This window comes from Pseudomonas sp. CFBP 13710, from assembly GCF_014842235.1.
GTDB lineage: Bacteria > Pseudomonadota > Gammaproteobacteria > Pseudomonadales > Pseudomonadaceae > Aquipseudomonas > Aquipseudomonas baltica.
Genome location: NZ_JACYVJ010000009.1, coordinates 1 through 13490, shown reverse-complemented (window position 1 = coordinate 13490; position 13490 = coordinate 1). Strand labels below are relative to the sequence as shown.

Below are 13490 nucleotides of genomic sequence, written 5' to 3'. Positions count from 1 at the left end.
AAATGATCAGTGAAGTGTCCGACTCGTCTTCTTTGATTGCCGAGGGTATCGAGCAGCTACGCGGACAGTCGCGCGGCACCAACAGCATTCTGACTCGCCATGCCAATGAAACCGATCAAGCGGTGACGGCCATCACCGAGATGAGCTCTACCGCCGATGACGTCGCCCGCAATGCCGCTCAAACCGCGAGCATGACCCAGGTGGCGAGCGAGAAGGCCCGGCATTCAAAAGTGGTGGTCGAAGATGCCTCGAGCAGTGTCCGCGAACTGATCTCGGAAGTGGAAGACGCCACTACCAAGGTCAGGGCCATGGAACACGATGCCCAGCGTATCAATTCTGTACTGGGCGTGATTGGTGACATTGCCGGGCAGACCAATCTGCTCGCGCTCAACGCTGCGATCGAGGCGGCGCGCGCAGGTGAACAAGGCCGCGGTTTTGCAGTGGTTGCCGATGAAGTGAGGGCCTTGGCAGGGCGTACCCAATCCAGCACCTCGGAAATCAATGAAATGCTCACCCGTCTGCAGCAGGGTGTCAGTGCTGCCGTGGTGGCGATGGAGAGCACCAAGGCGCGCTGTCAGGCCACGGTCGACAAGACATCCAGGGTCAACGAAGGCTTGGATGCGATGACCGAATCGGTCGTATGCATCAACGACCTCAGCACGCAGATAGCCACTGCGGCTGAGGAGCAGAGCGCCGTCAGCGAAGAGGTCAACCGCAACATGGTAGCGGTGCGGCAGATAGTCGAGGACCTGGTGGCAGGAGGCGCGCAGACCGAGAAGAGCACGTCTGCGCTCGCCGCATCCAATGCCAATCTGATCGCTGTGGTGCGACGCTTCAAGGTGTGAGGACGGGCAGGGGCTGCGGTGACGGACAGCAGCCCTCGCCTGGGATAATCCAGGGCAGATGCCCTAAGTCACCAGGCTGCTAGAGTATGAACCGGTTGCTTGCGCACCAAGCAGCTCGTTCGCCTCGACACGGTTCCGGCCTCGGTTTTTGGCGCGATACAGAAGCCTGTCCGCCTCCTTCAGGGCTGCGGTATAGGCGTCATGTTTGGGTGCGTTGATTGCCACCACGCCCAGGCTGACAGTGACGTTACCCAACGCACTGGCTGAATGCTCGATGCCGGCATTGAAAATGGACAGCCTGACCTTTTCGGCAACGCTGAGCGCACCGGCAAGATCCGTTTCCGGTAGCAGAATCACGAACTCCTCGCCGCCATAACGCGCCGCCAGATCCCCGGCTCGGTGCACCGCACTGCCTATGAGGTTGGCGACTTCCATGAGGCAGTCATCGCCTCGGACATGCCCGTACTGGTCGTTGTATTGCTTGAACCAATCGATGTCCAACAGGATGATCGCCAGCGTCGAGCGATTGCGGCTGGCTCGTGCCCATTCCTGGCGCACGGCAAAGTCGAAGCGACGTCGGTTGGGCAACTGCGTCAGGCTGTCGGTTTGCGCAATAGTTTCCAGTTCGTTCTGGGCGCCTTGCAGCTCGCTTTCCGCCGTTATCAGTTGCTGGATTTGCTTGTACAGCAAAACGCTCAGCCCTATCAGGGCAAGGCAGATCAGGGCAATCAGCCCGGCCGACCGATAGGCATACGCCCACCAGGGGGCGAATACGTGTTGGGATGAGACACCCGCAGCCGCGACGATCGGCAGGCCGGTGACCCGGCGGTAGGCATAGATCCTTTCCACACCGTCCACCAAAGACCTGGTCACGGCAATACCGCTGTCACTCTCGGGCAGATAGCGCGAGAAAATATCGCCCTTGGCAAGGTTGGTGGTCATCAGCGCCGTCAAGGTAGGGCGCCGGGCCAGCAGGTCACCGTTGTTCAGGGCCAGGAAAATAACGCCTTGGTCGTCTACATCCATTCGCTCGAAGAAGGTCTGGAAATAGGCAACGGGCACCGTGGCCAATGCCACACCGGCAAAAGTACCGTCAGCGCCATTGATACGTCGGCTGATCGGAATGACCATATCCCCGGTGATGCGACTTTTCACGATGGAGCCGATTCGCGTGGATGTATCACTGTGATCACGGTGATAGATGAAATAAGGACGATCACCGTTATCGTGGGTCTGGATCTCGGAGAACGAGTTGACTATCCAGTTGCCCTGGGCGTCGAAGATGAACAGCCCCTGGATAGCCTCGACGTTCGACACGTTTGCCGCCATCAGCTTCGCCAAGCGCGCTCGCGCGTCGATCGCAAGCCCGTCGTGCTCTACGCGTTCTACAAGATCACGCAAGGTATTGTCAGCTTGTCGCACCGTATCTTGAGCTTGCTGTTCGGCGGCACGGACGATATTGGAAACTGCAACTTTGGCGGCTGCCAGACGTTCTTCCCGGGACAGGCTCATTTGCCAGGCGGTCGCCAGAACCAAGGACAGGCACACCAATGCAATGAAGCCTATCAGGGCTTTGCTCAGCAACGACGGCGATAGTCTGGCTGGGGTAAAGTCGCTTGGTTTCATAAAAGGCGTCATTGGCTTGGCGGCAAAGCGAGATCAATGCAGTTTCCGTACCGCACTGGAAGCTCGTATTCATTCTATGTCTTCATACGGCAACCCGACGTAGTTCTCGGCAATGGTCTGGCGGCCGGCAGGCGAACCCACGAAGTAGTCCAGTTCGGTCTGCTGCATACGCTGACCGAAGGCATCGGTGTCGGGAAAACGGTGCAACATCGAGGTCATCCACCAAGAGAATCGTTCGGCCTTCCAGACGCGGCGCAGGCAGATGTGCGAGTACTTTTGCAGCAGGTCGGTACGCCCTTCGCGATAGACCTTGAGCAGGATGCGATACAGGGTGCTGACATCGCTGGCCGCCAGGTTGAGGCCTTTGGCCCCCGTGGGCGGGACGATGTGCGCGGCGTCGCCGAGTAGAAACAAACGGCCGTATTGCATCGGCTCCACCACGAAACTGCGTAACGGCGCGATGCTCTTTTCAATGGACGGGCCGGTCACCAGCCGCTCTGCGACAGGCGCGGGCAGGCGACGCTTCAGTTCATCCCAGAAGCGCTGATCGGACCAGTCCTCGACCTGTTCCTCTGCACCCACCTGCAGATAGTAACGGGTACGCGTTGCCGAACGCATGCTGCACAAGGCGAAGCCACGCTCATGGTTGGCGTAGATCAATTCGTGGTTGACCGGCGGTGTGTCGGCCAGAATACCTAGCCATCCGAAGGGGTAGGTGCGTTCGAAGACGCTCAGGGCCTCTGCCGGGATCGCTTGCCGCGACACGCCATGAAAGCCATCGCAGCCGGCGATGTAGTCGCAGTCCAGGCGAACCGTCTCGCCGTTGTGCTGGAAGGTCAGGTACGGGCTGTCACTGTTCATGTCATGGGGCTGAACCTGGTCGGCCTCGTAGACCGTCAGCGCGCCGGCGGCGGCCCGGGCCTGCATCAGGTCGCGGGTGACTTCGGTCTGGCCGTAGACCATCACCGTTTTGCCGGCGGTCAGTGCGCTGAGGTCGATGCGTTCACTGCGTCCATCGAACGCCAGTTCGAACCCATCGTGCACCAGACCCTCGGCGTCCATACGCGCGCTGACCGAAGCTTCGCGCAGCAGGTCGACGGTGCCTTGCTCGAGCACGCCGGCACGAATCCGCGAGAGGATGTAGTCGGGGTCTTTGCGTTCGACGATGACGTTGTCGATACCCGCACGATGCAACAGTTGGCCGAGCAGAAGGCCGGACGGACCGGCACCGATAATAGCGACTTGAGTTTTCATGTGAGCAGCCTTGTGAGGTGCGACTGCGGGCGTGACCCCTTGCAGTGCATTTTTATTGTTGTCCCCTGTATTTTTGATGAGCAGACTTGAGATAAGAAGGCAATATCCGGCATATTTCATGGACTTTCGGCGGATCGTTGCAGTGGGGAAGACACAATGTCGAAATCGCTCGCCGCGCCCGTTCCGGTGTTCAAACTGTACGGCGAAACCGGGGCCTGGCCGACGCCAGACCTGATCCATTGCGAGTCGATTCCCGAGCGGAGCAAGCTGCATGGCTGGGAAATAAAACCCCATCGGCACAGCGATCTGGTGCAACTGTTGTACGTGCAGGCAGGGCAGGCCACGTTGAAGGTCGAGGACGAGGTCAATCTCGTCGATTCTCCTTCGCTGCAGGTCGTTCCAGCGCTGAGCGTGCACACCTTCAAGTTTTCCGCCGACACCCAGGGCCACGTGCTCAGCCTGGCGCTGCCCTTGGCCCATCAACTCGGCGCCTTGCTCGGCAGCCCGGTGCTGACCACGGCTGTGTGTTATCCGGTCGGTGCCGAGCGTGCATATCTGGACACGCTGTTTTCAGCCCTTGCCCAGGAGTACAACCAACAGCGATCGGGCCGCGATGCAATGCTGCAATCCTTGATCACGATACTGTCGATCTGGCTCAGTCGGCGCAAACAGGCACTGTCCTCGTCGGACACCTTGCAAGTGGATCGTGGGCGCGATTATCTGCAGGTCTTCATCAAGACACTGGAACTAAGGTTTCGTGAGCACCTGCCTATCGATCACTATGCCGCGACGCTCGGCATCGGCAATGCCCATCTCAACGCGCTGTGTCGGCGCCTTGCGGGGCAATCTGCATTGCAGATGATCAACCAGCGATTGCTGCTGGAGGCCAAGCGCGATCTGGTCTACACCAGCATGACCATCGCCGAAGTGTCCGACAACCTCGGGTTCTCCGACCCGGCGTACTTCTCGCGCTTTTTCAAACGCTGTACGGGGCAATCACCGAAACAGTTTCGCGTGCAGCGGTAGTGGGTGTCGGGCCCTGAAGGCTACTGACGGGGGGCAGGGGCCCGTAAGCCCGATAGGCCTCGATCAGCGTATCGAACAGCGAGATGTCCGAGCGGCTTCTGGCAACCAGTTGAGCGCCGGCCACTGCCGAAAAGATAGCCCGCGCACGTACCTCGCTTGCAGCCGGTTCGCACACCTGCGCCTCGACCAGCAGCCGGCTCAACCAGGCAATGTTCACCTGCGCGAAGGCCTGGATTTCCTCGGCCATGGCCGGGGGAAGGTTATCGGTTTCAGCGCCCACGAAGCTGCCCAGGCAAAGCCGGTTGTCAGCCTCCAGCGAGCGCCGAAAGATCTCGGGGAAGCGCTGCAGCGCTTCGACTGGGTTGGGGGTCTGCTCGGAAATGGTTTCCAGCGCAGCCGCACCGTCTTCCCAATAGCGCCGTGCAACGGCAACGCCGAGGTCGGCCTTACTCGGAAAGTGGTAGTAGATACTGGCCGGCTTGATCCCGACTTCATTCGCCAGGTCACGAAAATTCAGCCCGTTGTAGCCTTGTGACTGGGCAATGTTTCGGGCAGCCAGGAGTATGGCCTCGCGGGCGTTGCTGCTCATTTGGGTGCCTTTCGTACGTCGAACGAGTTCTCGGGGAAGCGCGGCATCTTAAAGCAAAAGGGCTCGGCATGACGCGTACCGAGACCGCCAGGGGATGGCGGCCTCGGCCATTGCTACCCGTTGCCACCAATCACGCGGTAGGCGAATCCAGCTCTGGTATGCCGCTGCTGCGGTCAGCGTAGGCCGCCTGGAAGGCTGGCCGTTGCTGCCAGCGCTGCCAGTAGCTGTCCAGATGCTCGAAACGCTCGTCCAGCGGGGTGGCGTTGACCGGGAACTTGGAGAAGGCGATGGCGGTTGCCAAAGTGATGTCGGCAAACGTCGGCTCGGCACCGCCGAGCAGCCATTCACGGCCGTCAGCCAGATGGCGATTGACCAGGGCAGCATGCATCAGCGCCTCCTTGCGGCAGTGCTCACCCCACGCTTCGTTCTTGGTCAGTTCAAGCTTGAAGCCCAGGCCGGTGTGCAGCACGTGGAACGCGGTGACGATGCGATAGAGGATATGCACCCAGATGCGGTTGTCCCACATGGTGTCCAGGCCCTGTTCCAGCGCGCTTTCGCCCATGATCTTGCGGCCCGGATAGGACTGGTCGAGGTAACGCGCGATGGCCGCCGTTTCCGCCAGGTAGCTGCCATCGGCCAACTGCAAGGTGGGCGTTTCACCCCACGGATTCATGTTCAGATGGCGCCAACCGCGCTGCTGCCCACCCGGCGCCATGTCGTAGATGACTTCATCGAACTGATCGGCAATGCCCTTTTCGTGCATGAACAACCGCAGGCGCTGCGGGTTGGGGAAAGCCGAGGGGGAGGTGAAGAGCTGCAGTTTGGCGGTCATGGGTGGGTCCTGTTGGAGAGAGGTCTACCTAACACTTGTTAGGTAGACTGACCATAGGCTGCCAACGAGCATTCGTCAATGGTTTGCCTAACGGTTGTTAGGCTAATGTATTCATTCTGTCTGGAATCGATATAGGCTCTTTGAAGACCGATCCGCAATGCGGGTTCGCCGCCAGTGCCGGGCTCCATTTCCAGCCTTGCAAAATAACCTGGCAGACACGAAAATGAGATTGATTATCATATGTGTCTTTCCAGGTTTGAGCCATGCCGCCTCTCGACCACCTGCATCAACAAACCGTGCACACCCTTTACGCCGATCACCATCGCTGGCTGTGTGGCTGGCTGCGCAAACGCCTGGGCTGTGTCGATCATGCGGCAGATATGGCTCAAGACACTTTCATGCGGGTACTGACCCAACGAAAGGCGCTTGAACTGCGCGAGCCGCGTGCCTACTTGAGCACCATCGCGCGTAGCCTGATGATCGACATGTTCCGGCGCCGGGCGGTGGAGCAGGCGTATCTGGAAACCTTGGCATCGCGACCCGAAGCGCTCGACATCTCGCCGGAAACACGCTTTCTGATCATTGAAACCCTGCTGGAAATCGACCGAATCCTGAATGGCCTTGGTGCTCGTACGCGACAGATTTTCCTGATGGCCCAGCTGGATGGCCTGAGCTATGTGGAAATAGGCAAACAACTGCACGTGTCGGTCAACACCGTCAAGAAACACGCAGTACGGGCCTTGATGCACTGCCTGCTGGCCACCGAGGAGTAGGCCATGGCACTGGATCACGCAACCCTGGAAGCCGCCGCGCGCTGGTACGTCGACTTGCGCTGTGACAGCGCCGATGAAACCACTCGCCACGCGCATCGGCGCTGGCTCGAAGGTGCGCCTGAACATCGTCAGGCTTGGGAACGGCTGATCCAGCTGCAGGAACGCTTTGATCGGGTCGGGCCCGGTATTGCTTCGCCGACGCTCAGCAGCGCACGGCTCAAGCGCCGTGAAGTGCTCAAGGTGCTGTCGCTGTTGATCGTCTCCGGCGGTGCAGGCACCTTGGCATGGCGCACCACTGCGCTGCCGTCGCTGGTGGCAGACCAACGTACCGTCACGGGCGAAAGCAAAAGCCTGCGCCTGGAAGATGGCAGTCAGGTACGCCTCAATACCGCTACGGCGATGAACATCCACTACAGCACAAGCCTTCGTGAGCTGCAGCTGCTCAGCGGCGAAATCCTTGTAGAAACCGCGCACGATGCCCAGGCCCGGCCCTTTGTGGTGCACACCCGCGAAGGCAGTATCCGTGCATTGGGTACGCGCTTTATCGTGCGCCGCGAAGACGATCTGACTCGGGTCTGCGTGCTTGAACACGCCGTCCAGGTGTGCAGCGCACTTCGCACCTCGACAGTGCAAGTGGCTGCAGGCCAACAGGTATGGTTCAGCCAGGGCCAGGTGGGCAGCGTGCAGCCTGCAAGCCCCGACGCCGATGCATGGACCCACGGCATGCTGGTGGTCAACGACTGGCGCCTGGAAGATCTGATTCGTGAACTTCAACGCTACCGCCTTGGGCATCTGGGCTGCCAGGCACAGGTCGCAGCGTTGCGAATCTCCGGCGCGTTTCATTTGAACAATATCGATAAGGTTCTGGAAAACCTGTCTTCGACCTTGCCTGTGCGCATCCGCCAGCTCAGTCGCTATTGGACCCGTGTGGAGGCGGTCTGAACCCGCGTCGGAAAATAAATCACACCTGGGTGTTGTTGATTCGGTTTCTCATTCGACTTGGTAGATAGAGGCGTATCAGACGCCGCTCTCACTCTATTGCCACTGGGCGAAAGGAAACGGTATGTCCGTACGCAAGCCAACCACGCAACGACCCCAATCACTGGCCCACATCGCGCGTCGAACGCTGCTGGGCATGGCCTTGGGCGCGCCACTCACCGGCCTCATGATCGCCGGGCCAGCCTGGGCGCAGACTGCCGGACCCCGCCAGTTCGACATACCCTCCGGCGCGGTCAATACCGCCCTGGCGCAGTTTGCAGCCGCCACCGGGGTCAACATTTCGTTCGATCCCGCCCAGGCGCAAAGGCAGCGCTCGCCTGGCTTGCACGGCGCCTACACGGTGGATTCAGGTCTGCGTCAACTGCTCGCGGGCAGCACGTTGCAGGCCGTACTACTGAGCAACGGCAGCTACTCGCTGATCCCTGTCACCGACGCAACGCTGCAATTGGACCCCACGAGCATCAACGGCCAATCCGTTGAGGCAGCGGCCGGCCCGGTGGAGGGCTACGTTGCCACCCGCAGCAGCGCAGGCACCAAGACCGATACACCCATCATCGAGATTCCGCAGTCGATTTCGGTGATCACCCGCCAGCAAATGCAGGCCCAGGGCGCGCAGACCGTTACCGATGCATTGCGTTACGTACCCGGCGTCAAGGTGGAAGCCTATGGCCTGGACCCCAAGGGCTTCGACTGGTTGTACATTCGCGGCTTCAACGGTCAGGCCAGCAGCGATTACCTCAATGGACTTCGTCAGCAGAACAACAGCTATGCGTTTTTCCGCAGCGAGCCCTACTCGCTGGACCGTATAGACGTAGTACGTGGCCCGGCGTCCAGCCTGTTCGGCCAAGGCGATGCGGGCGGCGTCGTCAACCGGGTCAGCAAAAAACCGGAGGCCGATCACGTCAACGAAGTGCAATTGACTGGCGGTAATCATGATCGCCTGCAAGGCCAGTTCGATATCGGCGGTACGCTGAGTGACGATCAACACCTGCTCTACCGCGTGGTAGGCCTGGCCCGTGAAGCCGATACCCAAGTGGACTACGCAGACGGCCACGCGCTGGAAGACGACCGCCTGTACATCGCGCCGTCCTTCACCTGGGCGCCGAATGAAGACACCAGCCTGACCCTGCTCAGTGATTTCCTGCGTGATTCGAACGGTGGTTCGCTGTTCGCCTACAGCACGCCGAACGGCCACACCACCAACACGCTGATGGGCGATCACAGCTTCAATCATCTGGACCAGGAACAGTTCAGCTTGGGCTACGAGTTTCGCCACCGGCTGAACGACACCTGGGAGTTCCGCCAGAACGCGCGCTACGGGCAAGTGGACCTGATCTTCCAGAATCTGCTGCCCGCTGCCGTCGACACCACCACCGGCAACGTGACGCGGATCGCCGACCGCTTCGATCAGCACATGGATACGTTCAACCTAGACAACCAGCTGCAGGCCGACTTCGTCACCGGCCCGCTAAGCCACACACTGTTGATGGGCGTCGACTACACCTGGCAAGACGCCGATATCTCGCGCTGGCGCACGCGAGCACCCGACCTGAACCTTGGCGCGCCGCAGTATGGCCTGGCGATTGCTCGTCCCAATGCGGCCAACAGCCTGAGTTCGATCGATTACGACCAGAGCATCGAACAGGTCGGCGGATATATCCAAGACCAGATCAAGTTCGACGACCACTGGGTGATTACCGCCGGTGGGCGCTATGACCATGTTCGCAACGACCTGGACAACCACGTCGGTGCCTCTTCAAACCAGAAGGACAATGCCTTCACCGGCCGCCTGGGCGTGACCTATCTCACAGGGTTCGGCCTGGCGCCCTACGTCAGCTACGCCGAGTCGTTCACCCCCAACACGGGCACGGACCGCAACGCCAGCGCGTTCGACCCGAGCATGGCGCATCAATGGGAAGTGGGGGTGAAATACCAGCCTACCGACGCCATCCTGATGACCCTGGCCGCATACGACCTGACCAAGACCAATGTGCTGACGACGGAAATCGTCGGTGGCGTGAACACCGGTTTCACGGTTGCATCGGGTGAACAACAATCGCGCGGCATTGAAGCCGAGATCAAGGCGCGCCTGGATGATCACTGGGATCTGATCGCGTCTTACACCTACACCCGCGCCGAAATCACCAAAAGCAATCGTGGCGACGAAGGCAACCGCCCGGCCAACGTGCCCAAGCACATGGCGTCGACCTGGTTGAACTATACCTTCGACGACAGCCCGCTCAAAGGCTTGAGCCTGGGCGGCGGTGCTCGTTACACCGGCGTGCTGTATGGCGACAACGGCAATACCTACCACATCGACAACTACACGCTGTTCGATGCAGGCGCCAGCTACCCGATCAACAAACACGTCACCGTCTCGGTCAACGCGCAAAATCTGTTGGACACCGAGTATGTGGCCACTTGTGACGATTCTTATGAGTGCTATCCGGGTATGCGCCGTACGCTGCTGACCAGCGTCAAGTACACGTGGTAATTCGTCTGTCAGAACCGGCCGCACGCCCAATGCGCAAGCTTGCGATCTGCAGTTTTGCCGGTCCTGGTTTGAGGTTAATCTCTGAACGGTAGAAACCAGGCAGAGAAGGCATCGAATGACGGCCATGATTCGTATCACCAGGGCGCTGCTGGTTGCCGCGCTGGCAACTGGCGCCCTGGCCAGTGTCGTGCAGACCCAGCTCAATCTCGGCGAGCTCGTCAGCCTTGGCGCACCGGTTACCTTGTCCCTCCGGGCCTGGACCACGCTCGAAGACCTCGCGCGGTTTGCTCCGGTCATGGCCGGCATAGCCTTTTTGGCGCTGTCTTTCGCGGTGTTGGCAGGCCATTGGGTGCTGCGTTTCACCCCAGCTTCCTGGCGCAGGCTCGTTTTCATCACGGCCAGCGTATGTGGGCTGGGTTTCGTCTTCTGGCTGATGCGCTCGGTGATTCCGATGCCGGCATTGCCGGGCACCCGCACGGCGGTTGGCCATGTGCTGATGTCGCTGACGGGAATCGTCGGCGGGTGGCTGTATGCGCGTCTGAGCGCGCCTTCCGTCATGACTGCTCATTCGTCGAGCCGGGGCGGGCAGTGGCGTCAGGCGGGTGTGGTGGCGGTTCTCATCGCTGCGCCCGCCATGTTGTTTTTCGCCATGGCCCCTGGCACCGGCGATACGCCAGCGAGGGTAGATTCCGCCAGCTACAAGGTTCAGACCGTCGCGACGGGCCTGAATCGCCCATGGTCGGTGGCGTTTCTTCCAGACGGCCGCGTCCTGGTCACAGAGATGGAAGGGCGACTCCTCGCCATCGCTGCCGATGGCGCGTCTTCGCAGATCAAGCTCGACGGGCTGCCGCCCATCTTCCAGCAGGGCGGTACCGCGGGATTGATGGAGGTCGCGCTGGATCCGCAGTTCGAACATAACGGTTGGCTTTACCTGACCATGGCTTATGGCGAAGCCGGTGCGAACGGCACGCGCCTTGTGCGTGCCACGTTGGCGAATGATCGGATCGACGACGTCCGCGTACTGTTCAGCTCCACGCTCAAGCCTCGCGCCGGCAACAACGGCGGGCGCATTGCCTTTCTTCGCGACCAGACCCTGGTGCTCGCGCTCGGCGACGGCAGCGAGCGGCGGGAAGAAGCGCAGAATCCTGCGAACGATCTGGGCACCCTGGTCAGAATCGACCGCGAGGGCCGCCCGCCGGCGGATAACCCTTTCATCGGCCAAGCTGGCGTCGCCCCGGAAATCTACAGCCTTGGCCACCGCAATGTGCAGGGCATCGCCGTCGACCCGACAACGGGCGATTTGCTGATCACCGAGCATGGCGCGCGCGGCGGCGACGAGGTCAACCGCATCGTGCCGGGCGCCAACTACGGCTGGCCCATCGTCACGGGCGGTATCGACTACCCGTTTGCGAAAATAACGCCATTCACCCGTTTGCCTGGCTACCAGAACGCACTCCTGGAGTGGACACCGTCGATTGCACCCGCTGGCTTGGCCATTTACGACGGTCCGCTGTTTCCCCAATGGCAAGGCGACTTGCTGGTCCCGGCACTCAAGGAGCGTGCCGTGCGCCGCGTTGTGCGTAACGGCCAGCAGATCGTCGGTCAGCAACTGCTGCTGGGCGAACTGGACGAGCGCATACGCGACGTCAAGGTAGCTCCCGATGGGTCGATCTATGTGCTGACCGATGGGGTCGATGCGAAGCTGTTGCGGGTGACGCCATAGCGAGACTTTTGGCTACCGCGCACCGAGACCAGAACCCCCAGGGCGTGCCTGCGTTTGAACCGCTTGTGGATTGTGTGTCGGCAGCAGTTGCGCGATGGCAAAAGCCACTTCGAAAACCGTGAAGCCCAGAATCAGAAAACTGGCGCCGTGAGCTACTGCAAACAGCTGCCAGGCAGCGAACAGCACTCTCGCCAGTGCGTCATACATACCAATGCTGCGGCTGGGTTGCACCAGCCGCCATATCGACCAGATCACCACGATGCTGCCCAGCAGGTTGGCGAACAGCATTGCGGTAGTGTCCAGCGTGGGGACCGCTCGGTCCAATGCCAGCACAGCGGACAGCGCTGCGAATCCTTCAAAAACCAGCAATGCCGTCCAAGGCGTCATGAAGCCCGCAGTGACCACAAGATCGTAAACAGCACTGGCCCGAACGATCTGCAGATTTCTATTTACGCTGATCATATTCACCCCTCACAGTTGGAGCCCGCAGGCTAAAGCCTGGAGTTAGGTCCAGAGTCAAAGGGAGAATTGACGGGTGAAGATCGGAGAAGTGGCAGCGAAGGCGGGCGTGTCAGTCGATACCCTGAGGTTCTACGAAGAGAAAGGCTTGATCAAGCCGGGTCGTGCTGCCAACGGCTATCGGTTTTACGCCGAGCAGACGCTGCAACTGGTTGGGTATATCAAGCTGGCGCAGCACTTGGGATTTTCGTTGAGGGAGATCGGCGAAAATCTGCCGTTGCTGTGGACTGGCGAAGAAGCTTCCACCGATCTGCTGGCTCAGTTATTTGCAGAGAAAATCGCCTTGTTGGACGAGCGCATCGGACAAATGCGCGCTCTGCGCAACCTATTGGCTGAGCGAGCCGTGCAGGTCTGTCCGCTGATGGGGGCTGGTCGGATTGCTGTGTCTTGAATGACGTTTTGCTGGTGCCGGGGTTCAAGGAGGATGGCGTGGGGCGGGTTGTGTGGAACGGTCAGCAGGTCTTCGATCAGCAACATCCAGGTGTATCCAGAACCCCTGGTCGAGTGTTCGGTGCAGCGTTTCGGGAATGCGTTCGATAACAGCCGCAGGTCCCGCTTTAAGAGCTTTGAAGATGTCGATCCAGTTGATAGCCTTATCCGCATGGGGTAGGTATTTGCTTCGAGAGTGGTCTTCTTGCGGCGTGCGGCGGATGTTTGAGGTGAGAAATCTCTGAGGGTAGCAGCTGTCGCTTGGAACAAGGCTGCGAATGGTGTAAATCATTGGCGGTCGATGACTACGTGCGGAAAGGGCTGCTTTCGGCCAGAAGCGGACAGTGATAGAAAAATCAATCTGTCCCCTTTCAATATTTA

At 60.1% G+C, this 13490-nt stretch carries 12 protein-coding genes and 1 pseudogene; 7 read left to right on the top strand and 6 right to left on the bottom strand.

The window, feature by feature from the left end; all coding sequences use genetic code 11:
* Positions 1-2 precede the first annotated feature (2 nt).
* The gene (locus tag IFT44_RS21415) at positions 3-845 is read left to right on the top strand and encodes a methyl-accepting chemotaxis protein (RefSeq protein WP_446730962.1); all 843 of its coding nucleotides are present in this window, start codon (positions 3-5) and stop codon (positions 843-845) included.
* 63 nt (positions 846-908) lie between these two features.
* Here the strand turns inward: IFT44_RS21415 and IFT44_RS17160 are convergent, their stop codons facing one another.
* Both IFT44_RS17160 and pobA read right to left on the bottom strand, forming a co-directional pair.
* Positions 909-2471 carry a sensor domain-containing diguanylate cyclase gene (locus tag IFT44_RS17160; protein ID WP_244652183.1) on the bottom strand — a complete coding sequence of 521 codons (1563 nt, stop codon included), beginning with the start codon at positions 2469-2471 and terminating at the stop codon, positions 909-911.
* A 69-nt stretch (positions 2472-2540) separates the two neighbouring features.
* Positions 2541-3725, bottom strand: a complete 1185-nt coding sequence (gene pobA / locus IFT44_RS17155) for a 4-hydroxybenzoate 3-monooxygenase (protein WP_192176282.1) — start codon at positions 3723-3725, stop codon at positions 2541-2543.
* Positions 3726-3881: 156 nt separating this feature from the next.
* On the opposite strand from pobA, the gene IFT44_RS17150 reads away from it, so the two are divergent.
* Positions 3882-4751, top strand: a complete 870-nt coding sequence (locus tag IFT44_RS17150; protein ID WP_192102390.1) for a helix-turn-helix domain-containing protein — start codon at positions 3882-3884, stop codon at positions 4749-4751.
* Here IFT44_RS17150 and IFT44_RS17145 read toward each other — a convergent pair.
* On the bottom strand, positions 4702-5340 hold the full coding sequence (locus IFT44_RS17145; RefSeq protein ID WP_240998685.1) for a TetR/AcrR family transcriptional regulator: 639 nt from the start codon (positions 5338-5340) through the stop codon (positions 4702-4704). The two genes, IFT44_RS17150 and IFT44_RS17145, sit on opposite strands and share 50 nt — an antisense overlap.
* 130 nt (positions 5341-5470) lie before the next feature.
* Positions 5471-6172, bottom strand: coding sequence for a glutathione S-transferase family protein (locus IFT44_RS17140; protein WP_192102389.1), 702 nt, complete (start codon positions 6170-6172; stop codon positions 5471-5473).
* Positions 6173-6435: 263 nt separating this feature from the next.
* On the opposite strand from IFT44_RS17140, the gene IFT44_RS17135 reads away from it, so the two are divergent.
* From IFT44_RS17135 to IFT44_RS17120, 4 genes are all read left to right on the top strand, one after another.
* Positions 6436-6945: a sigma-70 family RNA polymerase sigma factor gene (locus tag IFT44_RS17135; protein WP_122713868.1), complete on the top strand. Its 510-nt coding sequence runs from the start codon at positions 6436-6438 to the stop codon at positions 6943-6945.
* 3 nt (positions 6946-6948) lie between these two features.
* The gene (locus tag IFT44_RS17130; RefSeq protein WP_122713867.1) at positions 6949-7887 is read left to right on the top strand and encodes a FecR domain-containing protein; all 939 of its coding nucleotides are present in this window, start codon (positions 6949-6951) and stop codon (positions 7885-7887) included.
* A 121-nt stretch (positions 7888-8008) separates the two neighbouring features.
* A complete protein-coding gene (locus IFT44_RS17125; RefSeq protein WP_192176281.1) occupies positions 8009-10438 on the top strand; it encodes a TonB-dependent siderophore receptor in 2430 nt (809 codons plus the stop codon).
* Positions 10439-10625: 187 nt separating this feature from the next.
* Positions 10626-12161, top strand: a complete 1536-nt coding sequence (locus IFT44_RS17120; protein WP_342214295.1) for a PQQ-dependent sugar dehydrogenase — start codon at positions 10626-10628, stop codon at positions 12159-12161.
* 12 nt (positions 12162-12173) lie between these two features.
* Here the strand turns inward: IFT44_RS17120 and IFT44_RS17115 are convergent, their stop codons facing one another.
* A complete protein-coding gene (locus IFT44_RS17115; RefSeq protein WP_192176279.1) occupies positions 12174-12623 on the bottom strand; it encodes a hypothetical protein in 450 nt (149 codons plus the stop codon).
* 73 nt (positions 12624-12696) lie between these two features.
* On the opposite strand from IFT44_RS17115, the gene IFT44_RS17110 reads away from it, so the two are divergent.
* A complete protein-coding gene (locus IFT44_RS17110) occupies positions 12697-13071 on the top strand; it encodes a MerR family transcriptional regulator (protein WP_192176278.1) in 375 nt (124 codons plus the stop codon).
* A gap of 24 nt (positions 13072-13095) precedes the next feature.
* On the opposite strand, the pseudogene IFT44_RS17105 reads toward IFT44_RS17110, so the two are convergent.
* A pseudogene (locus IFT44_RS17105) lies at positions 13096-13490 on the bottom strand (hypothetical protein); the annotation flags it as partial.